Source organism: Pseudomonas sp. GNP013, assembly GCF_054343995.1.
Map to the genome: position 1 here is coordinate 4,611,242 of NZ_JBTGUT010000001.1, position 23,879 is coordinate 4,635,120.

General features: G+C 61.6%; 11 protein-coding genes. 5 read left to right on the plus strand and 6 right to left on the minus strand.

Annotation, left to right across the window (positions count from 1 at the left end; translation table 11 throughout):
* Position 1: 1 nt before the first annotated feature.
* Positions 2-1,036 carry a lipopolysaccharide heptosyltransferase II gene (waaF, locus tag ACXX81_RS20355; RefSeq protein ID WP_209987752.1) on the minus strand — a complete coding sequence of 345 codons (1,035 nt, stop codon included), beginning with the start codon at positions 1,034-1,036 and terminating at the stop codon, positions 2-4.
* A gap of 219 nt (positions 1,037-1,255) precedes the next feature.
* Positions 1,256-4,195 carry a bifunctional [glutamate--ammonia ligase]-adenylyl-L-tyrosine phosphorylase/[glutamate--ammonia-ligase] adenylyltransferase gene (glnE, locus tag ACXX81_RS20360; protein ID WP_458572287.1) on the minus strand — a complete coding sequence of 980 codons (2,940 nt, stop codon included), beginning with the start codon at positions 4,193-4,195 and terminating at the stop codon, positions 1,256-1,258.
* Positions 4,196-4,578: 383 nt separating this feature from the next.
* Between glnE and aceE the strand changes: the two genes are divergently transcribed.
* From aceE to msrA, 4 genes are all read left to right on the plus strand, one after another.
* Positions 4,579-7,224, plus strand: a complete 2,646-nt coding sequence (gene aceE, locus ACXX81_RS20365) for a pyruvate dehydrogenase (acetyl-transferring), homodimeric type (RefSeq protein WP_209987747.1) — start codon at positions 4,579-4,581, stop codon at positions 7,222-7,224.
* A gap of 11 nt (positions 7,225-7,235) precedes the next feature.
* The gene (aceF, locus tag ACXX81_RS20370) at positions 7,236-8,885 is read left to right on the plus strand and encodes a dihydrolipoyllysine-residue acetyltransferase (protein ID WP_458572288.1); all 1,650 of its coding nucleotides are present in this window, start codon (positions 7,236-7,238) and stop codon (positions 8,883-8,885) included.
* Positions 8,886-9,199: 314 nt separating this feature from the next.
* Positions 9,200-11,893 carry a putative bifunctional diguanylate cyclase/phosphodiesterase gene (locus tag ACXX81_RS20375; protein WP_231422356.1) on the plus strand — a complete coding sequence of 898 codons (2,694 nt, stop codon included), beginning with the start codon at positions 9,200-9,202 and terminating at the stop codon, positions 11,891-11,893.
* A gap of 71 nt (positions 11,894-11,964) precedes the next feature.
* Positions 11,965-12,612, plus strand: a complete 648-nt coding sequence (gene msrA / locus ACXX81_RS20380) for a peptide-methionine (S)-S-oxide reductase MsrA (protein ID WP_209987737.1) — start codon at positions 11,965-11,967, stop codon at positions 12,610-12,612.
* Between the two features lie 731 nt (positions 12,613-13,343).
* Here the strand turns inward: msrA and ACXX81_RS20385 are convergent.
* The 4 genes from ACXX81_RS20385 to putP all read right to left on the minus strand — a co-directional run bounded on the left by ACXX81_RS20385 (position 13,344) and on the right by putP (position 18,697).
* Positions 13,344-14,180 carry a 23S rRNA (adenine(2030)-N(6))-methyltransferase RlmJ gene (locus ACXX81_RS20385; RefSeq protein WP_209987732.1) on the minus strand — a complete coding sequence of 279 codons (837 nt, stop codon included), beginning with the start codon at positions 14,178-14,180 and terminating at the stop codon, positions 13,344-13,346.
* A 73-nt stretch (positions 14,181-14,253) separates the two neighbouring features.
* On the minus strand, positions 14,254-14,982 hold the full coding sequence (locus ACXX81_RS20390) for a DUF4123 domain-containing protein (RefSeq protein WP_458572289.1): 729 nt from the start codon (positions 14,980-14,982) through the stop codon (positions 14,254-14,256).
* Complete coding sequence (locus ACXX81_RS20395) at positions 14,982-17,009, minus strand: type VI secretion system Vgr family protein (protein ID WP_458572290.1); 2,028 nt, start codon at positions 17,007-17,009, stop codon at positions 14,982-14,984. Before ACXX81_RS20395 ends, ACXX81_RS20390 begins: the two co-directional genes overlap by 1 nt.
* 203 nt (positions 17,010-17,212) lie before the next feature.
* The gene (gene putP / locus ACXX81_RS20400) at positions 17,213-18,697 is read right to left on the minus strand and encodes a sodium/proline symporter PutP (RefSeq protein ID WP_209987724.1); all 1,485 of its coding nucleotides are present in this window, start codon (positions 18,695-18,697) and stop codon (positions 17,213-17,215) included.
* 451 nt (positions 18,698-19,148) lie between these two features.
* On the opposite strand from putP, the gene putA reads away from it, so the two are divergent.
* Positions 19,149-23,102: a trifunctional transcriptional regulator/proline dehydrogenase/L-glutamate gamma-semialdehyde dehydrogenase gene (gene putA, locus ACXX81_RS20405; protein WP_458572291.1), complete on the plus strand. Its 3,954-nt coding sequence runs from the start codon at positions 19,149-19,151 to the stop codon at positions 23,100-23,102.
* The last annotated feature ends 777 nt before the right edge of the window (positions 23,103-23,879 follow it).

A 23,879-nucleotide genomic window follows, 5' to 3' on the forward strand; every position in this document is an offset into this window, starting at 1 on the left:
CTCAGTGAACCTCGACCGTGTCGCCCTGCAACCGCTGCAACGCATCGGTCACCGGCTGCGGCAGCAATTGGCGCAGGCAATTGTAGTGGCCGAACCGGCAGGTGCGCTCAAAACACGGGCTGCACTCCAGCCCCAGGCGCACCACTTCGACCTGGTCGGCCAACGGCGGCGTAAAGCCCGGCGAGGTAGAGCCGTACACCGCCACCAGCGGACGGTTCAGCGCGGCGGCCACGTGCATCAGGCCGGAATCGTTGGACACCACCGAATCGGCGCAGGAGAGCAGGTCGATCGCCTCGGCCAGCGAGGTCTCGCCACTCAGGTTCACCGCTTCTTCACGCAGGCCGGGAATCAGGCGCTGGCGAATGTCTTCGCCTACCGAATGATCGTTTTTCGAACCGAACAGCCACACCTGCCAGCCTTCGCGAATCTTCGTTTCGGCGACCTTGGCGTAATGCTCCGACGGCCAGCGCTTGGACTCGCCAAACTCCGCGCCTGGGCACAGCGCCAGCACCGGCCGATCCAACTGCAGGCCAAACTTGCTCAGCGCGGCATCGCGGGTCAACGGGTCGATTTGCAGGCTCGGCCGTGGATACCGCGTGGGCAGCTCGGCACCCGGCGCATAGGCCAGGGCCATGAAGCGCTCGATCATCAGCGGGTAGCGCGCCTTGTCGAGGGTGCGCACGTCGTTGAGCAGCACGTAGCGAAACTCGCCGCGCCAGCCGGTGCGCTTGGGGATGCCGGCAAAATAGGGCACCAGCGCCGACTTGAGCGAGTTGGGCAGCAGGATCGCCTGGTCGTACTGGCCGGCCAGCGACTTGCCGATGCGCCGGCGCGTCGCAAGCTCAAGCGCGCCGTGGCCAAGCGGGAAGCTCAAGGCCTGGCGCACTTCGGGCATACGCTCAAGGATCGGCCGGCTCCACTCGGGGGCGAGCACGTCGATCTGGCAGTCTGGATGGCGCTGGCGCAGGCACTGGAACAGTGTCTGTGCCATCACCATGTCACCGACCCAACTGGGCCCAACGATCAGAATATTCATGTAGTTTCCACAAACGATGCGGGGAGGCTTATGCCTCCCCGCATCGACAATTACCCTAGGTTGCGGTAGCCACGGAACCGCTTTGTGTGGGAGCGGGCTTGCTCGCGAAAGCATCACCGCTGTCCGCCAGACAGATCGCAGCGCCTGCTTCGCGAGCAAGCCCGCTCCCACATAAAGCCGGTTTCCACATTAAATTGGCATCGCTCAATTAATCGAGTATCAGCTTAAACCCAGCTCACGCCAGATTCGCATCACCTGCCGCCGCTCGTCGGCAAACTGCTCCCCGCTCACGGTGCCGGCCTCGTTCTGCAAGGCCTGGCGATGTGCCGCAGAACGGTAGGCCTTGTACACCTCGCGCAGCAAATGGGCATCGGCGGCGGGCATCAGCCCGACCTGCTCCAGGCCCTCCAGAATGCGGATATTGTCGGTAAAGCGCAGCAACGCAGGATGTTGCGCAGACCACGCCAAAGCCGCGTATTGCACCATAAATTCAATATCGACGATACCTCCGGCGTCCTGCTTGAGGTCGAACACGGCCGTGGCCCCGAAGGCATTGGCAGCGGTCCCGGCTGTCGTGGCCCTGGTGCCCAGGTTGTCACGCATCTTGGCGCGCATCTCACTGACCTCCTGGCGCAGCTTCGCCAGGTCGCGTTCACGCCCCAGCACCTTGGCCCGGACCTGCTCGAATGCCTGCCCCACATCCTGGCTGCCCACCAGCACGCGCGCGCGGATCAGGGCCTGATGCTCCCAGGTCCATGCTTCATTTTGTTGATAGCGGTCGAATGCCCCCAGCGAACTGACCAATAGCCCGGACGCGCCGGAAGGTCGCAGGCGCATGTCCACTTCGTACAACTGACCGGAGTTGGTCTGGGTGGTCAGCAGGTGAATGATGCGCTGGCCCAGGCGGGTAAAGAACTGCGCGCCGTCGATCGGCTTGGCGCCGTCGGTTTCGGCATGGGGGTCGCCATCGTGGATAAACACCAGGTCCAGGTCCGAGCCATGGCCCAGTTCGATACCGCCGACCTTGCCGTACCCGACGATGATGAACCCCGGATTGCACAGGCTGCCGTCCAGCCGCTGCGGCGAGCCGTGGCGCGCGACGGTCTGGCGCCAGGCCAGGGCCAGCACTTGTTCGAGAATGGCTTCGGCGAGCCAGGTGAGGTAGTCGCTGACTTTCATCAACGGCAGGCTGCCGACGATTTCCGAGGCAGCCACACGCAGGCGGTGAGCCAGTTTGAAGTGGCGCAGGGCTTCCATCTGCTGTTCGAGGTCGTCCTCGGGGATACGCGTGAGGCGCTCGCGCAGCTCGGCGGCCAATTCCGGCGCCAATGGCGGTTTGAACAGGCGGCCTTCGTTGAGCAATTCATCCAGCAGCAGCGGGAAGCGCGTGATTTGCTCGGCGATCCACGGGCTGGCGGCGCACAGGGTCAGCAGGCGGCGCAGGGCGTCGGGGTTTTCGGTGAGCAGCACCAGGTAGGCCGAACGGCGGGCGACGGCCTCCACCAGCGGCAATACCCGCTCCATCACCAGGTCCGGGTTGGCGTGCTCCACGGCCTGCGCCAGCAGGCGCGGAATAAACGCATCCAGGCGCTCACGCCCCAGACGCTGCATGGCCCGCAATTGCGGGCTGCTGCGCAGGCCGGCCAGGGCCTTGAGCGCCTTGGGCGCATCGGTGAAACCGCCTTCGGCCAGTTGGCGGCAGGCCGCGTCGTCATCCTGGGACTCTTCCCACAATGGCAGCCACTCACCGCCCACGACCAACTCGCTTTCTTCACCCTCCTCCTCATCCGGATCGGCAATCACCTGGCGGAAGTGCCAGTCCACGCGGCCACGCCAGTGCATCAGGCGCTCATGGAACGCCGTCCAGTCGGCAAACCCGAGCATAAAGGCAATGCGCGCCTGGTCTTCCGGGCTGTCGGGGAGCATCTGCGTCTGGCGGTCGGCAATCGCCTGGATCGCGTGTTCGGTGTAGCGCAGGAATTCGTAACCATTGCGCAACTCGGCGATTACCGCCGACGGCAGGTAGCCCTGGCCTTCGAGGGTGCCCAGCACGTTGAGCAGCGGCCGTTGTTGCAGGCTCAGGTCGCGGCCACCGTGGATGAGCTGGAACGCCTGGGCGATAAATTCCACTTCGCGAATGCCGCCCGAGCCCAGTTTGATGTTTTCGGCCATGCCCTTGCGCCGCACTTCCTGCTGGATCAACTGCTTCATGGTGCGCAGCGCTTCGATGGCCGAAAAATCCAGGTAACGGCGGTAGACGAACGGTCGCAGCATATCCAGCAGCACCGTGCCGGCCACCTGATCGCCCGCCACCACCCGCGCCTTGATCATCGCGTAGCGTTCCCAGTCGCGGCCCTGATCCTGGTAATACTGCTCCAGCGCGTTGAAGCTGAGCACCAGCGCGCCGGCAGAACCATAGGGGCGCAGGCGCATGTCGACGCGAAAGACAAAACCATCGACGGTCATCGGGTCCAGCGCCTTGATCAACTTCTGACCCAGGCGAATGAAAAATTCCTGATTGTCCAGGGAGCGCTTCACCCCCACCGTCTCGCCGCCTTCGGGGTAGGCGAAGATCAGGTCGATATCCGACGAAAGGTTGAGCTCCACCGCACCGAGCTTGCCCATGCCGAGGATGACCATGTGCTGGGCTTCGCCGCTGCGCCGACCGGTGGGCGTGCCGAACTGCACGCAGTGGCGCTGGTACAGCCATTGATAGGCCTGGTCGATGCAGGCGTCGGCCATGTCGGAGAGGTCGCGGCAGGTTTGCACCAGGTCGGCCTGGCGGGTCAGGTCGCGCCAGATGATGCGCACTTGCTGGCGCGTGCGCTGGCGCCGCAAGAGACGACCCAGTTCATCTTCCGTTTGCGCCTGTTGCACGGCACCGGCGATCTGGCTGCACAGCTCGCCCGGTGCAAAGCCGCGATCCAGCTCGCCCCAGGCCACCAGCTCAAGCAACATCAAAGGGTCACGAACGCTTTGTTCAATGACAAAATCACTGGCGGCGCAGACACGGGTAAACTCTGCCCACCGTTGCGGCGTCCACGCACACAGTCCATTATCGTCGTCCAGCGCGGCCACGGCGTCACGAAATGACTGCTCGGCCCGCTGGGCAAATGGCAAGAGAATGGCAGGCAGTTCGGCCAGCGTTGGAAGGCTCATGGTCTATCCTTGATCGGCGTGTAAATGGCCTGTAGAGGTGAACGCGAGAACCGCGCTCGGTGAAGAACTGTCGAACAAAAGTTAGAAATAGCTGAAATTAAATTAATCTTGGCAGGTAACATCAAACTTGAACCTTTTCTTGTTCGCAAAAGATCAACATTAACGATTATGCTCACCAGCCAGACCGAGCCATACGCTCGGTCTTGTGTAGTTTTACTACTCGTATATACATTCGAAAGGCTGAAATGGCCGACGATTTGTAGTAAAACTACAGGACGCCGAAGCAACCTTCGGCCATCCAAGAATTTATGTCGTCTGCCCACAAGGCCAGTCGCAAACTTCAGGCAACCGATTCTGGTAGCCTTTCCGCCCTGGAGCAAGCCATGCAAGACCTCGATCCCGTCGAAACCCAGGAATGGCTGGACGCCCTGGAATCGGTTCTCGACAAAGAAGGCGAAGACCGTGCTCATTACCTGATGACCCGTATGGGCGAACTCGCGACCCGCAGCGGCTCGCAGTTGCCTTACGCCATCACCACGCCATACCGCAACACCATCCCCGTTACCCACGAAGCACGCATGCCTGGCGACCTGTTCATGGAACGCCGCATTCGCTCGCTGGTACGCTGGAACGCCATGGCGATGGTAATGCGCACGAACTTGAAAGATTCGGACCTGGGCGGTCACATCTCCAGCTTCGCTTCCAGCGCAACCCTGTATGACATCGGCTTCAACTACTTCTTCCAGGCCCCGACCGACGAACACGGCGGCGACCTGATCTACTTCCAGGGCCACACCTCCCCAGGCGTTTACGCCCGTGCGTTCATGGAAGGCCGCATCAGCGAAGAACAAATGAACAACTTCCGCCAGGAAGTCGACGGTCAGGGCCTGTCGTCCTACCCGCACCCTTGGCTGATGCCCGATTTCTGGCAGTTCCCAACCGTTTCCATGGGTCTGGGCCCGATCCAGGCGATCTACCAGGCACGCTTCATGAAGTACCTGGAAGCCCGTGGTTTCATCCCGGAAGGCAAACAGAAAGTCTGGTGTTTCCTGGGCGACGGCGAGTGCGACGAGCCGGAATCCCTGGGCGCCATCTCCCTGGCCGGCCGCGAGAAGCTCGACAACCTGATCTTCGTCATCAACTGCAACCTGCAGCGCCTCGACGGCCCGGTTCGCGGCAACGCCAAGATCATCCAGGAACTCGAAGGCGTGTTCCGTGGCGCTCACTGGAACGTCACCAAGGTCATCTGGGGCCGTTTCTGGGACCCGCTGCTGGCCAAGGACGTCGACGGTATCCTGCAACGTCGCATGGACGAAGTCATCGACGGCGAGTACCAGAACTACAAGGCCAAAGACGGCGCGTTCGTGCGTGAACACTTCTTCAACACGCCTGAACTCAAGGCAATGGTTGCAGACCTGTCCGACGACGAGATCTGGAAACTCAACCGTGGCGGCCACGACCCGTACAAGGTCTACGCGGCGTACCACCAGGCGGTCAACCACAAAGAGCAGCCGACCGTTATCCTGGCCAAGACCATCAAGGGTTATGGCACCGGTGCCGGCGAAGCGAAGAACACTGCGCACAACACCAAGAAAGTCGACGTCGACAGCCTGAAGCTGTTCCGCGACCGTTTCGACATTCCGGTCAAGGACGAAGAGCTGGAAAACCTGCCGTTCTTCAAGCCAGAGCCAAACAGCGCCGAAGCCCGCTACCTCAGCGAGCGTCGCACCGCACTGGGCGGTTTCGTACCGCAGCGCCGCGCCAAGTCGTTCGATATTCCTACGCCACCACTCGATACCCTCAAGGCGATCCTGGACGGTTCGGGCGACCGTGAAATTTCCACCACCATGGCCTTCGTGCGCATCCTCGCGCAACTGGTCAAGGACAAGGAAATCGGTTCGCGCATCGTGCCGATCATCCCGGACGAAGCGCGTACCTTCGGTATGGAAGGCATGTTCCGTCAGTTGGGCATCTACTCCTCGGTCGGCCAGCTCTACGAGCCAGTCGATAAAGACCAGGTGATGTTCTACAAGGAAGACAAGAAGGGCCAGATCCTCGAAGAAGGCATCAACGAAGCGGGCGCCATGAGCTCCTTCATCGCTGCCGGCACCTCGTACTCCAGCCACAACCAGCCAATGCTGCCGTTCTACATCTTCTACTCGATGTTCGGCTTCCAGCGTATCGGCGACCTGGCGTGGGCAGCGGGCGACAGCCGTACCCGTGGCTTCCTGATCGGCGGCACCGCCGGCCGGACCACGCTGAACGGCGAAGGCCTGCAACACGAAGACGGTCACAGCCACATCCTGGCGGCCACCATCCCGAACTGCCGCACCTTTGATCCAACCTACGGCTACGAGCTGGCGGTGATCATCCAGGACGGCATGAAGAAGATGACCGAGCAGCAGCAGGACGTTTTCTACTACATCACCGTGATGAACGAGTCCTACCAGCAGCCAGCCATGCCGGCCGGTGTTGAGGAAGGCATCATCAAGGGCATGTACCTGCTCGAAGAAGACACCAAGGAAGCAGCGCACCACGTGCAACTGATGGGCTCCGGCACCATCCTGCGCGAAGTGCGTGAAGCGGCGAAGATCCTGCGTGACGAATTCAACGTCGGCGCCGACGTGTGGAGCGTTACCAGCTTCAACGAACTGCGTCGCGACGGCCTGGCCGTGGAACGCAACAACCGCCTGCACCCAGGCCAGAAGCCGCAACTGAGCTATGTCGAAGAATGCCTGAACGGCCGTAAAGGTCCGGTCATTGCTTCCACCGACTACATGAAGCTGTTTGCTGAACAGATTCGCCAGTGGGTCCCGTCCAAGGAATTCAAAGTCCTGGGCACCGACGGTTTCGGCCGCAGTGACAGCCGCAAGAAGCTGCGTCACTTCTTCGAAGTTGACCGTCACTTCGTGGTGTTGGCAGCCCTGGAAGCCTTGGCTGACCGTGGTGAGATCGAACCCAAGGTGGTGGCTGACGCCATCGTCAAGTTCGGGATCAACCCGGAAAAACGCAACCCACTGGACTGCTGAGGAGATTTTTTGTGAGCGAACTCATTCGCGTACCTGACATCGGCAGCGGTGAAGGTGAAGTAATCGAGCTGTTTGTGAAGGTCGGCGACACCGTCGAAGCCGACCAGAGCATCCTGACCCTCGAGTCGGACAAGGCGAGCATGGAAATCCCTGCGCCCAAGGCCGGTGTGGTCAAGAGCCTGAAAGTGAAGCTGGGCGATCGCCTGAAAGAAGGCGACGAACTGCTGGAGCTGGAAATCGAAGGTGCTGCCGATGCAGCCCCTGCCGCCAAGGCTGAATCGGCCGCCGCCCCCGCGCCGGCCGCTGAAAAACCTGCCGCTGCCGAGGCCCCTGCGGCCCCGGCTGCTGCACCCGCAGAAGCCACGGTCCAGGACATTCACGTCCCGGACATCGGTTCGTCGGGCAAGGCCAAGATCATCGAGCTGCTGGTCAAGGTGGGCGACACCGTCGAAGCCGACCAGTCGCTGATCACCCTGGAGTCCGACAAGGCCTCCATGGAAATCCCGTCGCCGGCTGCCGGCGTAGTGGAAAGCATCGCGGTCAAGCTGGAAGACGAAGTCGGCACTGGCGACTTCATCCTCAAGCTGAAAGTACAAGGCGCTGCACCGGCTGCCGCTCCAGCACCCGCCGCCGCTCCGGCTGCTGCAAAGGCTGAAGCTGCTCCGGCCGCTGCCGCCCCGGCACCGGCTGCAAAAGCCGAGGCCGCACCGGCCCCGACTGCTGCCGCACCTGCGCCAAGCGGTGCCAAGGTTCACGCCGGCCCTGCGGTTCGCCAACTGGCCCGTGAATTCGGTGTCGAGCTGAACGCTGTGTCGGCCACTGGCCCGCATGGTCGCGTGCTGAAGGAAGACGTGCAGGTTTACGTCAAATCCATGATGCAGAAGGCCAAGGAAGCTCCGGCTGCCGGCGCTGCCACCGGTGGTTCGGGCATTCCGCCGATCCCGGTCGTGGACTTCAGCCGCTTCGGCGAGACCGAAGAAGTGCCGATGACTCGCCTGATGCAAATCGGCGCGTCGAGCCTGCACCGCAGCTGGCTGAACATCCCGCACGTGACCCAGTTCGACCAGGCCGATATCACCGACCTCGAAGCTTTCCGCGTTGCGCAGAAAGCCGTGGCCGAGAAGGCCGGCGTCAAGCTGACCGTGCTGCCACTGCTGCTCAAGGCCTGCGCGCACCTGCTCAAGGAGCTGCCGGACTTCAACAGTTCGCTGGCGCCAAGCGGCAAGGCGATCATTCGCAAGAAGTACGTGAACGTCGGTTTTGCGGTTGATACCCCGGACGGCCTGCTGGTGCCTGTGATCAAGAACGTTGATCAGAAGAGCCTGCTGCAACTGGCTGCCGAAGCGGCTGCACTGGCTGCCAAGGCCCGTGACAAGAAGCTCACCGCCGACGACATGCAAGGCGCCTGCTTCACCATTTCCAGCCTCGGTCACATTGGCGGCACTGGCTTCACGCCAATCGTCAACGCGCCGGAAGTGGCGATCCTGGGTGTATCCAAGGCGACTATCCAGCCAGTGTGGGACGGTAAAGCGTTCCAGCCGAAACTGATGCTGCCGCTGTCGCTGTCCTACGATCACCGCGTGATCAATGGTGCCGCGGCTGCGCGCTTCACCCAGCGTCTGAGCCAGTTGCTGAACGACATCCGCACCATCCTGCTGTAAGCATCACCCGGCCTCTCCCTCATCGGGGAGGCCGGGTTGCACCGATTTTCGAGCGCCACGCTCGTACCTCAACCCCGCCACATGGCGGGGCTTTTTTTGCGCGTACGCCGCACAGGCAATGGCTTTGCGAACAGGTTTGTACACCTTTGATCAACCCGACTGCAGAAATCCCCCAGCCGGCCGATAACAGCCTTATAGCACTTAGCCTTCATCCTCTCTTGTCAGCCTGTGCTGCATGATGCAACCTTGCCACAAGCAACAGTCAAGAGGGCGTGAGCCCGGCGCCAAGTGCGTTATTTCAAGTGAGCTTCCCCATGAAAAGCCAGCCCGATGCCGCCCGTATGGCGGCCGAGGTAGTGACGCAATTACCCGTGCCTTCGCGCCTGGGTATGCTGCGTTTCGAGCGGCTGAATGAGGCAAGCTGGGCCCTGCTGTACCTGGACCCCAATTGCGAACGCCAATTCGGCCTGTCGGCGGTGGAACTGTGTGCCCTGCTTGGCACGCCCTACGCCAGCCTGATGGAGCCACAGGCGCGCTATCAACTGCACGATGCCATCCAGCAACAGCTGAGTCAGAGCCCTCACTACCTGGTGCGCTACACCCTGCACACCAACGACGGCCCGCTGAATCTGCTGGAAATGGGCGAGGCCTACAAACAGCACAACCGCCACCTGCTGCGCGGCTACCTGATGGTCGTGGACGGCCTGTTCAACGAGCTGCCCTCCACCGCCCCGACTGTCGACCTGGAAAGCCAGAACAGCCGCCTGCAGATCGCCCTGGAACTCAACCAGCGCGCGCAACAGGAACAGCTGCAACATCTTGAGCGGGTGCGCGCCCAGCAGGAGCTGATCCTGCTGCTGGCCCGTCAGCGCTACACCACCCCCAATTCGCTGCAGGAAGCCGCCGAGCTGATCACCCGCAGCGCCTGCGATATCTACCAGATCGATTTCGCCAGTATCTGGAACCTCGAAGGCCAGCGCCTGGTGCCGATCTCGGCGTACAACCATGCCGAAGGGCGCCACCACCTGCCCGATCCGATTGACGCCAGCGGCTTCCCCGACTACCTGGAGGCCCTGCATACCAGTCGCGCCATCGACGCCAACAACGCCATGCGCGACCCGCGCACCCGGGAAATGGCCGAGACCCTGCGCGCCAATGACACCTACGCCATGCTCGACGCGAGCATTCGCGTGGACGGCCAGGTGGTCGGCGTGCTGTGCCTGGAACAGGGCGGCAGCCCGCGCGCCTGGCAGTCCGATGAAATCGCGTTTGCCGGCGAGCTGGCGGACCAGTTCGCCCAGGTCATCAACAACCACAACCGGCGCACCGCCACCAGCGCGCTGCACCTGTTCCAGCGTGCGGTGGAGCAAAGCGCGAATGCCTTCCTGCTGGTCAATTGCGACGGCGTGGTGGAGTACGTCAACCCCAGTTTTACCGCGATCACCCAGTACAGCACCGAAGAGGTCCACGGCCACCGCCTGGCGCAGTTGCCGGCCCTGGAAAACCTCAGTGAGCTGCTGTTCGACGCGCCCTCGGCCCTGGCCAAGAGCAACAGCTGGCAGGGCGAGTTCAAGAGCCGGCGCAAGAACCTGGAACCCTACTGGGGCCAGCTGTCGATTTCCAAGGTGTACGGCGACAACCGTGAGCTGACCCATTACATCGGCATCTACGAAGACATCACCCAGACCAAGCTGGCCCAGCAGCGTATCGAGCGCCTGGCGTACACCGACAACCTGACCAACCTGGGCAACCGTCCGGCGTTCATCCGCAACCTCGATGAGCGCTTTGCCCGCGACAGCGACAGCCCGATCAGCCTGCTGCTGGTGGACATCGACAACTTCAAGCGCATCAACGACAGCCTCGGCCACCAGACCGGCGACAAGCTGCTGATCAGCCTCGCCCGGCGCCTGCGCAACAGCCTGAGCAGCAGCGGCAGCCTGGCGCGCTTTGCCAGTAACGAATTTGCGGTGCTGCTCGACGACACCGACCTCGAGAGCGGCCAGCAGGTCGCCAGCCAACTGCTGGCCACGCTCGACAAGCCGATGTTCGTCGACAACCAATTGATCAGCGTCACTGGCTCCGTGGGCCTGGCCTGCGCGCCGTTGCATGGCCGCGACCCGCAGACCCTGATGCGCAACGCCGGCCTGGCCTTGCACAAGGCCAAGGCCAACGGCAAACATCAGGTACAGGTGTTCACCGAGGCGTTGAATGCCGAGGCCAGCTACAAGCTGTTCGTGGAAAACAACCTGCGCCGCGCGCTGACGCAAAACGAGCTGGACGTGTTCTATCAGCCCAAGCTGTGCCTGCGCAGCGGCCGCCTGCTGGGCATGGAAGCGCTGCTGCGCTGGAACCACCCGGAAAAGGGCATGATCCGCCCCGACCAGTTCATCAGCGTGGCCGAAGAAACCGGCTTGATCATCCCTATCGGCAAATGGATCGCGCGCCAGGCCTGCCGCATGAGCAAGCGACTGAGCGCCGCCGGCATGGGCAACCTGCAGGTGGCAATCAACCTGTCGCCCAAGCAGTTCTCCGACCCGGACCTGGTGGCCTCCATCGCCAGCATCCTCAAGGAAGAAGAACTGCCGGCCAATCTGCTGGAGCTGGAACTCACCGAAGGCCTGCTGCTGGAGGCCACCGAAGACACGCGCCAGCAACTGGACCAGTTGAAAAGCTTCGGCCTGACCCTGGCCATGGACGACTTCGGCACCGGTTATTCGTCGCTGAGCTACCTGAAAAAATTCCCCATCGACATCATCAAGATCGACCGCAGTTTTATCCATGAAATCCCGGACAACCAGGACGACATGGAAATCACCTCGGCCGTGATCGCCATGGCCCACAACCTGAAACTCAAGGTGGTGGCCGAAGGCATCGAGACCGCCGAGCAGTTGGCGTTCCTGCGCCGGCATCGTTGCGATGTGGGGCAGGGCTACCTGTTCGACCGGCCGATCCCGGGCTCCGAGCTGCTCGAAAAGCTCAAGCGCTACCCACGCGGGCCAATCGCCTGACAGCGCTGTAACACTCGGGCACACTGGCGGTCCGATTCTTACCCAACTCAATCTGACTGAGAGGACTGATCATGGTCTTGCGCTCGGAAATTCTGGTGAACAAAAACGTGCTGCCGACTCAAGAACAAGCATTGCCTGGCCGTGAAACGCCAATGACCCTGCCGGAAACGCACTTCGTCAACGGCAACCCGCTGCTGGGCCCGTTCGTCGACGACGTTGGTTTTGCAATCTTCGGCCTCGGTTGTTTCTGGGGCGCAGAGCGCAAGTTCTGGGAACGCGACGGCGTGGTCAGCACCGTGGTGGGTTACGCCGGCGGCTACACGCCCAACCCGACCTACGAAGAAGTGTGCTCGGGCCTCACCGGCCACAGCGAAGTGGTGCTGGTGGTGTATGACCAGGCCAAAGTGACCTACGAAGATTTGCTGAAGATGTTCTGGGAATTGCACAACCCGACCCAGGGCATGCGCCAGGGCAACGACATCGGCACCCAGTATCGCTCGGTCATCTACGCCACCACACCGGAACAACTGGCGGCGGCGCACGCCAGTGCGCAGGCGTATCAGCAGGAACTGACCAAGGCCGGGCTGGGCGAGATCACCACGGAAATTGCAGAGGCGCCGACGGTGTATTTCGCCGAGACGTATCACCAGCAGTATCTGGCGAAGAATCCGCAGGGCTATTGCGGCATCGGCGGCACTGGCGTGACTTGCCCGATCTAAGACGTGCGCAACTCAAATGTAGGAGCGGGCTTGACCGCGAATGCGGTGTATCAGTCGACCTATCCGTTAACTGACACCCTGCTTTCGCGAGCAAGCCCGCGCTTATCAAACACAAAATAACTTTTCGATTTAAAAACTGAAATTTCAGGAAGCCACAGTCCTGTGGCGAGCAGGCTTGTCCTGCGTTGGGCTGCGCAGCAGCCCCAAAACCATGCTACGGGCAGTGTCAGGTACACCGCATTTCCCTTGACCGGGGGCGCTGCGCGCGCCAACGCGGGGCAAGCTCTAATGCCGTTCAGTTAAGCCAGCGTGATGCTCGAAGCAATGAGCGGTGCGATTTTTCGGTGTACCTATCCGTTTCTGCGGTAACGACGACTTAGGGTTCCGCCCTTACGGCGGCTCACTTTTGAAAAGCGCAAAAGTAAGCAAAACGCTCTTGCCCCAACACTCGGCACCTCGCCAAGGCTCGGTGTGCCCGAACGCTGTACAAAATGTGGGAGGGGGCTTGCTCCCGATGGCGTCGGCCCAGCAAACATTGACGTTGACTGACCCACCGCTTTCGCGGGCAAGTCGAATCGTCGCACCGCCGCTCTCACAAGGGAGCTGCGCTTAACTGACTGGCATTAGGGCAAGCCCGCTTGCCACAGAGCCTCCAGTTTGCTGCGCGACAGCGCTAAGTCGAAGACTGGGCAGAGCCGCACATTTGGTTTGGTGCCTGGCTTGAGCGCCAATTATTCAGCGATGAGCCAATCCATCTGCCAGCCACCCTGGGTCTGGCCGAGCTTTTTGGACAGCCACGGCAGCAGCTCACGCAACTCCTCTTCCAAACCCCACGGCGGGTTGGCAATCGCCAGGCCCGAGCCGGTCAGGGTGTTGGGCGTGTCCAGCGGATGCACCAGCAATTCCACGCGCAGCAACTTCGGCGCGCCGGTGCCGGCCAGGTCCTGATAGAAGCGGCGCAACATGCGCTGATCCTTCACCGGGTACCAGATCGCCGCGACCGTCTGGCGCATGCGACCGATTGCTTCCTTGAGGGATGCGGCGCAACGCTGCATTTCATCGAGCTGTTCAAACGGCGGATCGATCAGCATCAACGCACGTTTTTCCGGTACCGGCAGCAGGGCACGCGGCACATGCCAGCCTTCGCCCAGGTGCACTTTGACCCGGCGATCGCCCTTCATGTTGTCCTTGAGCAACACCCCGTCTTCCGGGTGTTTTTCGTTGAGCAGTACGCGGTCCTGCGCTCGCGTGAGGCGGCGGGCCAGCTCGGGCGAGCCCGGGTAGTAACGCAACTGGCCATCGGGGTTCATCTCATGCAGCACGCGCATGTAGTCGGCGGTCAGTGGCGGCAGGTCGCTGGCGCCCCACAAGCGGGCGATGCCTTCGAGGTACTCACCCGTGCGGTTGGCCTGATCACCTTGCAGGTCGTACAGGCCGATGCCGGCATGGGTGTCGAGGTAGGCGAACGGCTGCTCCTTGCGCGACATCAGGGCGATGAGGCGGGTCAGAGTCAGGTGTTTGAAGACATCGGCGTGGTTGCCGGCGTGAAAGGCGTGACGATAATTCATGGTTGCTCCTGCGCAGGGGGCGAAGTTTACCTTCTGCGCGGGCAAAGGTGCAGGGCCGTGTGCCGGGCGGTGCTCAGGGCGTCAGTTGCGTACTGAGGTAGTCGATCAGTGCCGCAACGTCCAACTGCGGCCCGCGCACGAAGTACGACAGCTTGTGTTGCAGGGTCGTCGGGGTAAATGCGCCGTACAGGTCCGGGCGCTGTTCTTCCAGCCATTGCAGCAGGTTGTCGATCAGGGTCTGGGGTGACTGCGCGGCCAGATGCTCAAGCAGCGCCGGCGGTAGCTGCCACCAGGGACTGGTTTTGGCGGCGGTCACCGCACCCGTCATCACCGTAAGCGGGCAGCCATTGATCAGGTAACGCTTAAACACCGGCAATACCTTCGCGGCGCCATCGCCCAGGTGTTGCAGCAGCGGCAGAAACCGGGCGCCGTCCCAGTAGCGCAGAAACACAGCCTGCCCCTCGGGCAGCAGCACCTTGGTCAGGCCCTGCAAATGGGCGATCACGGCGTCCAGCGGGCTGCACGACACCGCCAGCCATCCCCAATCCGTCGATTCGCTGGCGGCGATCCAATCGAGAAAGGCGCTGCCCGGCTCGACAATAGCCACGTAAGGCATGACCTCACCCCACTGCGCGTAGGCCGTCCCTGCCCATACCGCATGAGGCGCAGGCCCGGCAGCCCTGGCTTGCCAGACGGCAAGCGGCCTGGCCTCGCTGGCATTGCCCAGCACCGCATAGAGGGTTTCACCAGCCTGCAAAGGCCACTGCGCCAGCCAGGCACTGGGCGTCAAAGGGATAGGCATCAGGGGAGTTTCCTGTCGACGTTGGCATGTTCGGCGATGTCACACTGCCCGTTTTTGCAGCGCTCGCACTCTTCACAAAACGGCGCGCTGCGCTTCAGGCTCGCCACTTGCACGGGGCTTAGCGGTAACAGCATGACGGCCTGCAGTTTTTCCTTTAAGCCAGGCAGTAACGGTGCCGCACCTGGCGCAGGTCCACCACCGATCTGAATCGGCACACTGCTGAAAATCCCGGCGGCCGACAGCGTGATCGACTGACCTGCGGCCTGAATCGTGACCGTGGCACCGGCATCGATGACCACGCTTTGCCCTGCGCCAATGCGGATGGTGCCCCCAGCCTGCATCTGCTGCGAACCGCCGACCACCAGGTGATCATCCTGCTTGAGTTCGGTGAGCCGGTTGCCGTGGGTGATGCGTTGTTCTTCGCCCTGCAACTCGTGGTGCGACTCGCCGCCCACCTTCACCCGCCGATGATTGTCGACCTGCACCTGCTGGTCATTGAGCACATGCTGGGTCCAGTCACGCTGGGCACGCAGGTAGATTTCCTCGGCGCCCTTGCGGTCCTCGATGCGCAGTTCGTTGTAACCACCGCCCCCGGGGCTGCTCTGGCTGCGGAAAATGCTGCGGGTCTTGTCGGCCGGCAGGTCGAGGGGCACGGGTGTGGCGGCATTGGGCAGGCAGCCCATGACGACCGGCATATCACTATCGCCATTGACGAAGCCCACCAGCACTTCCATGCCAACCCGAGGAATCAGCACCGCCCCATAACGATCATGGGCCCAGCCGCTGGCAACCCTCAGCCAGCAACTGGAATGCTCGTTATGCTGGCCATCGCGATCCCAGGCCATCTGCACCTTGACCCGGCCGTATTCATCGCAATGAATCTCGCTGTCGACGGGCCCGGTGACCACTGCATTCTGGAAGCCGGATATGTGCGGCCGCGACATAATCAGCGGTGTTCGAAACATCACCTCCCACGGTGTTACAACGAAGTCGTTACGGTAACCCTGAGAGGATTCGTCGCCATAGTCATCAGGCGCAGCCTCCTCCAGCACTTGCGGCTGATGCCCTTCATGGTGCAACTGGGTGATCAGCCACAGATCATTCCATTCCTCACGCGGATGCCCGGCCATCTTCAGGAACTGCCCGCAGACCAAGGCCGGCTGGTCGCTCAACCCCCTGGCCTGGCGATAATCACTGCGATGACGCTCCAACAGGCGTCGCGCCAGGTAGTTGCCGTGATCGCGATCCATAAAATGCCCAGGATAGGCCTGCTCGTTCAGGTCGGGGCGCTGCTCTCCCGAAGCTGCGCTTTCCAGTACCAGGCTCGGCTTCCGGAAATCGTAGTCCCGCAAGTTCACACCCGTGGTGCGCGTCTCCATCTGCAGGATGAAGCGCTTGATTGCAGGCGTGTCGGCCACCATTCCGGAACCCGGCGAGTACGGGGTGGTTTGATCCGGCTGGGCGAACACGCTTTGATCATCGCCAAACACCAACAAATGGCGCTCGGGGCTGTGCTGAAAGTGATAGTGGATACCCGACTCGACGCACAAGCGCTGGATGAACTGCAGGTCGGTTTCATCGAACTGAACACAGTACTCACGCTCGGGATACTTCCCGCTCAGCTGGAATACGAAGTTATCAGCCTGGATGGCCTGGGCCTCCAGCACCAGCGCAATGATCTGCGGCACGGTTTTTTTGTGGAACATACGCTGGTGGGTGCTGTGCTCCAGATAAGCCAACTGCGGCACCAGGGCTATCTGATAGCGAGTCATACGCCTGCCCGAATCACCTTGTGCCACTCGATATACCTGGCCGTGAACGCCTCGGCCCTGGGGGTCAAACGCCAGGAAGGCCTGCCGGTGCAGCAGGCTTTCAATGTCCAGATCAGGTTGTTCGCAGACCAGTTCGAGGTCGAAGCGAAAAGGCAGGCTGATAAATTCATCCCCCGAAAACCCCTGAACCTTGAGTTCACTGGGCTCTCCGTCGAGGGTCAGGGTAAATGCACTTTGATTGGCGAGAGCGAACATCCGGTGTTTCTCTGCGAGGGAGTAGGCGAGCGATTCTGCACCACTGCCCTGCCCCACCGAACACGTGCCAGGCAAATCAGTAAAAGCCTACGTGGGCACGTGTGAATTTTCGCCAACCCCAGGTAAACCGCACATAAAAAAGCCCGCCATCCAGAGGATGCGGGCCTTTGTGCTAACTCATCGGACGCTTAACGCCCGGCGAATTACTTGTTGAGATTGTAGTCTTTTTCCGCAGCATCAAAACGCTCGACCATCGCAGCGGTCGGCGCGCCCATCTTGCTCACGAAGTAGATCGCCAGGCTGGCGAAAATAAAGCCTGGGATGATTTCGTACAGACCCAGCAGTTCGAAGTGCTTCCACACGATCACGGTGATCGCGCCCACCAGGATACCGGCCAGTGCGCCGTTGCGGGTCATGCCTTTCCAGATCACCGAGATCAGCACCACCGGGCCGAACGCAGCACCGAAACCGGCCCAGGCGTAGCTCACCAGCCCGAGTACGCGGTTTTCCGGGTTGGCGGCCATGGCGATGGCGATCAACGCCACCACCAGCACCATGATCCGGCCGACCCACACCAGCTCAAGCTGGGAAGCGCCCTTGCGCAGGAACGCCTTGTAGAAGTCTTCGGTCAGGGCGCTGGAACACACCAGCAGCTGGCAGCTCAGGGTGCTCATCACCGCGGCTAGGATGGCCGACAGCAGGACACCGGCGATCCACGGGTTGAACAGCAGCTTGGCCAGCTCGATGAACACACGCTCAGGGTTTTCGGTCACGGGAGCGGCCACTTCCGGGTGCGCCGAGAAATAGGCAATGCCGAAGAAGCCCACCGCCACAGTGCCGCCCAGGCACAGGATCATCCAGGTCATGGAGATGCGACGTGCGTTGGCGATCGACTTCACCGAATCCGCCGCCATGAAGCGCGCCAGGATATGCGGTTGGCCGAAGTAACCCAGGCCCCAGCCCATCAGCGAGATGATGCCGATGAAGGTGGTGTTTTTGAGCATGTCGAAGTTGGTCGGGTCCTGGGCTTCAATCGCCAGGAATGTAGTGTCGACACCGCCGGTGGCCAGCAGCACGATGATCGGTGTGAGGATCAACGCGAAGATCATCAGGGTGGCCTGCACGGTATCGGTCCAGCTCACCGCCAGGAAACCACCGATAAAGGTGTAGGCAATCGTCGCCGCCGCACCGGCCCACAACGCCGTCTCGTAGGACATGCCGAAGGTGCTTTCGAACAGGCGTGCACCGGCCACGATGCCGGAGGCGCAGTAAATGGTGAAGAACACCAGGATCACCACCGCAGAGATGATGCGCAGCAGACCGCTGTTGTCTTCGAAGCGGCTGGAGAAGTAGTCCGGCAGGGTCAGGGCATCGCCGTTGTGCTCGGTCTGAACCCGCAGGCGACCGGCCACGAACAGCCAGTTGAGGTAGGCACCGACGATCAGGCCGATGGCGATCCAGCTTTCCGACAGGCCGGACATGTAGATCGCGCCCGGCAGGCCCATCAACAACCAGCCGCTCATATCGGAAGCACCGGCCGACAAGGCGGTTACCACGCTACCGAGGCTGCGGCCGCCAAGGATGTAATCGGAAAGGTTGTTGGTGGAGCGATAGGCCATCAGGCCGATCAGCACCATTGCTGCGATGTAGATCACGAACGTGATCAGGGTAGGATTGCTAACGCTCATAAGAGTGACGCCCTGGCATTGTTTTTATGTAGCGACGGTTGCGCACGCTACCCACTGTGTAGCGGATAGACGAACCTGCGTGCCGCGCATTTATGACTGGCGTTTCCCCAGGAAAGCCGCCAGCCGATGAACCGAACCTCGAAGGTGGTTGCACCTTGGCCGCGAATGCTATTCAACAAAGTAAATAAGGTGCAACCAGTTTCTTGAGAATAAGTTGCACCTCGATGTTGTTTCAGCTGCAAAGCCGGTGTTTTTGCTCCTTTTCGGAGCAAGCAATGCGTACCTCAGAAGCAAAATGCACCAGCAAGAAACACCGGTGAGCCTTTCAGATGAACCGTCGAATGTTTCATGCATAAAAAGGGTTGCACCCGGTTGCACCTTCGCCTGCGCTAACGCTAATCTTGCCGCCAGCAGATGCCACTCGGTTAGTGGCACCCATGAGGATAAGAAAATGGCTACGACCACCCTTGGGGTCAAACTCGACGACCCGACCCGCGAACGCCTCAAGGCTGCCGCGACCTCCATTGATCGGACCCCGCACTGGCTGATCAAGCAGGCGATTTTCAATTACCTGGAGAAACTGGAGGGTGGTGCAACCCTGACCGAACTCAACGGTTTGAGCAGTAAGGACGCCGATGAAGCGGGCGAGGTCCAGGCCGACCACGCGCACCAGTGCTTCCTCGAGTTCGCCGAAAGCATCCTGCCACAGTCCGTGCTGCGCGCCTCGATCACCGCCGCTTACCGCCGCCCGGAGCCGGAAGTGGTGCCGATGCTGATCGAACAGGCACGCCTGCCGGCGTCGATGGCCGAGGCCACCAATAAGCTGGCCGCTTCGATTGCCGAGAAGCTGCGCAATCAGAAAAGCGCCGGCGGTCGTGCCGGGATTGTTCAGGGACTGCTGCAGGAGTTTTCCCTGTCGTCTCAGGAAGGCGTGGCGCTAATGTGCCTGGCCGAAGCGTTGTTGCGGATCCCGGACAAGGGCACCCGCGACGCGCTGATCCGCGACAAGATCAGCACCGGCAACTGGCACCCGCACCTGGGCAACAGCCCGTCGCTGTTCGTCAATGCTGCCACCTGGGGCCTGCTGCTGACCGGCAAGCTGGTCGCCACCCATAACGAAGCGGGTTTGACCTCGTCCCTGAGCCGCATCATCGGCAAGAGCGGCGAGCCGATGATCCGCAAGGGCGTCGACATGGCCATGCGCCTGATGGGCGAACAGTTCGTCACCGGCGAAACCATCGCCGAAGCCCTGGCCAATGCCAGCAAGTTCGAAGCCAAGGGCTTCCGCTATTCCTACGACATGCTCGGTGAAGCCGCACTCACCGAACACGATGCGCAGAAGTACCTCGCGTCGTACGAGCAAGCCATTCACTCCATCGGCAAAGCGTCCCACGGCCGTGGGATTTATGAAGGCCCGGGCATCTCCATCAAGCTCTCCGCCCTGCACCCGCGCTACAGCCGTGCGCAGTACGAGCGCGTGATGGAAGAGTTGTACCCGCGCCTGCTCTCGCTGACGCTGCTGGCCAAGCAGTACGACATCGGCCTGAACATCGACGCCGAAGAAGCCGACCGTCTGGAGCTGTCCCTGGACCTGCTCGAACGCCTGTGCTTCGAGCCGCAGCTGACCGGCTGGAACGGCATCGGCTTTGTGATCCAGGCCTATCAGAAGCGTTGCCCGTACGTGATCGACTACGTCATCGACCTGGCGCGCCGCAGCCGCCATCGCCTGATGATCCGCCTGGTCAAAGGTGCGTACTGGGACAGCGAGATCAAGCGCGCCCAGGTCGAAGGCCTCGAAGGCTACCCGGTGTATACCCGCAAGGTGTACACCGACGTGTCCTACATTGCCTGCGCCCGCAAACTGCTATCGGTACCGGAAGCCATCTACCCGCAGTTCGCCACGCACAACGCCCACACTCTGTCGGCCATCTACCATATCGCCGGTCAGAACTATTACCCCGGCCAGTACGAGTTCCAGTGCCTGCACGGCATGGGCGAGCCTTTGTACGAGCAAGTGGTGGGCAAGGTCTCCGAGGGCAAGCTGAACCGTCCGTGCCGCGTGTACGCCCCGGTCGGCACCCACGAAACGTTGCTGGCCTACCTGGTGCGCCGCCTGCTGGAAAACGGCGCCAACACCTCGTTCGTCAACCGCATTGCCGACCAGTCCATCTCCATTCAGGAACTGGTGGCCGACCCGGTGGCCAGCATCGAGCAAATGGCCACGCTGGAAGGCGGCTTCGGCCTGCCGCACCCGCGTATCCCGTTGCCGCGCGACCTGTACGGCGGCGATCGCGCCAACTCGGCCGGTATCGACCTGGCCAACGAACACCGGCTGGCGTCGCTGTCCTGCGCCCTGCTCGCCACGGCCCACAACGACTGGAAAGCCGCGCCGATGCTCGGTTGCGCCTCCAGCGATCAGGCGGCGGCGCCGGTGCTCAACCCGTCCGACCTGCGTGACATCGTCGGCCATGTGCAGGAAGCCACCGTCGAAGACGTCGACAATGCAATCCAGTGCGCCATCAGCGCCGGCCCGATCTGGCAGGCCACCCCGCCCGCCGAACGTGCTGCGATCCTGGAACGCGCCGCCGACCTGATGGAAGGCGAAATCCAGCCGCTGATGGGGCTGCTGGCCCGCGAAGCCGGCAAGACCTTCGCCAATGCCATCGCCGAAGTGCGCGAAGCCGTGGACTTCCTGCGTTATTACGCGGTGCAGGCGCGCAACGATTTCACCAACGACGCCCATCGCCCCCTTGGCCCGGTGGTGTGCATCAGCCCGTGGAACTTCCCGCTGGCGATCTTCAGCGGTCAAGTCGCTGCCGCACTGGCCGCCGGCAACCCGGTATTGGCCAAGCCAGCCGAGCAGACGCCGCTGGTCGCCGCCCAAGCCGTGCGCATCCTGCTCGAAGCCGGCATACCTGAAGGCGTGCTGCAACTGCTGCCGGGCCAGGGCGAAAGCGTGGGTGCCCGTCTGGTGGGCGATGAGCGCGTCAAAGGGGTGATGTTCACCGGTTCCACCGAGGTCGCACGCTTGCTGCAACGCAATGTCGCCGGTCGCCTCGATGCCCAGGGCCGCCCGATCCCGCTGATCGCCGAAACCGGCGGCCAGAACGCGATGATCGTTGACTCTTCGGCGCTCACCGAACAAGTGGTGATCGACGTGGTGTCCTCGGCCTTCGACAGCGCCGGCCAGCGTTGCTCGGCCCTGCGTGTGCTGTGCCTGCAGGAAGATTCGGCAGACCGTGTCATCGAAATGCTCAAGGGCGCCATGGCTGAATGCCGCCTGGGCAACCCGGAACGCCTGTCGGTGGACATCGGCCCGGTGATCGACGCCGAAGCCAAGGCCGGCATCGAGAAACACATCCAGGCCATGCGCGACAAAGGCCGCAACGTGTATCAGGTGGCGATTGCCGACGGCGAAGAGATCAAGCGCGGCACCTTCGTGATGCCTACCCTGATCGAGCTGGAAAGCTTCGACGAGCTGCAACGGGAGATCTTCGGCCCGGTGCTGCACGTGGTGCGCTACAAACGCAAGGAGATCGACCAGCTCATCGGCCAGATCAATGCGTCCGGCTATGGCCTGACCCTGGGCGTGCACACCCGCATCGACGAGACCATCGCCAAGGTGATCGACAACGTCAATGCCGGTAACGTCTACGTCAACCGCAACATTGTGGGTGCCGTGGTCGGCGTGCAGCCGTTCGGCGGCGAAGGCTTGTCGGGCACTGGTCCGAAAGCCGGTGGACCGCTGTACCTGTACCGCCTGCTGTCGACCCGTCCTACGGATGCCATCGAGCAATCCTTCGTGCGCGGCGACAACCTGGCCGCCCCGGACGTGCGTCTGCGCGATGCCATGAGCCAGCCACTGAACGCCCTGAAAAGCTGGGCCGACAGCCACACCTTCAGCGAACTGAGAGCTCTGTGCACCCAGTTCGCCGCGCAATCGCAAAGCGGTATCACCCGCCAACTGGCTGGCCCGACCGGCGAACGCAACAGCTACGCCATCCTGCCCCGCGAGCACGTGCTGTGCCTGGCGCAAATAGAGGGCGACCTGTTGACCCAACTGGCGGCGGTATTGGCGGTAGGCGGCTCGGCGGTATGGCCGGAAACCGACCTGACCAAGGCCTTGTTCCCACGCCTGCCGAAGGAGATTCAGGCAAAGATCAAGCGCGTGGCCGACTGGACCAAAGACGAGGTGGTGTTCGACGCGGTCCTGCACCATGGCGACTCCGACCAACTGCGCGCGGTGTGCCAGCAAGTGGCGCAGCGTGGCGGGGCGATTGTTGGGGTGCATGGCTTGTCACAGGGCGAAACGTCGATTGCCCTGGAACGCCTGGTCATCGAGCGCGCGTTGAGCGTGAACACCGCCGCGGCAGGCGGCAACGCCAGCCTGATGACCATCGGCTAACTGACGAAAGGCGCTAAAAATGTGGGAGGGGGCTTGCTCCCGATGACAGCGTGTCAGTCATCCTTATGAGACTGACACGCCGCCATCGGGAGCAAGCCCCCTCCCACATTGGGTCTCGCTTCATATTTAAATCTAAATTGGCAAAGGAAAATTAGCTGCACAATAAAATGCTATGGACAGTGCAACGGGAATTAGAATGACTGCCCTTATTGCCTGAGGAATTGTGTGCCGCTTGATTTTCTCAAAGCCTATAATCAGCAACCGTGCGGCTCCCACTACAACTAGGCCCCAACAAAAAACATTAAAGAACTCTTCAAATGAAAAACCATCCATAAAGCCTCTCAAGCCAATACGAAACATCAGGTAATTAATAAAAGTTTCAGCTCGCGCCATGACCGCGAAGGGTCACTCACCTGCCAATATCAGGCGGCGCTGTTTGGACCAGTAAATCTAGTGACATACCCTCCAGCTAGCCCTGCGTAAAGGCTGCTCATAGCAACGCCTAAAGACTGGGCTGTCGTGGTCGGCGTATAAAAACCTGCGACTGCACCCGTTGTCATTGCCGCAATAGCACCACTCAAATTCGCAGACTGGCCGGCACCAGCCTGGCTTCCTACATATGCCAGCCCTCCCGCTACAGCTCCTGCAGCGGCCCCCCACGGCCCAACCGCTCCTGTGACTTTTTCAATTTCATCAGATGTCAATTTACGCATTCGCTTACCCCATAAAAATTAGAAGCCTCATGCTGGCTCGGCCTGAGTGAGACCGACCGCACGC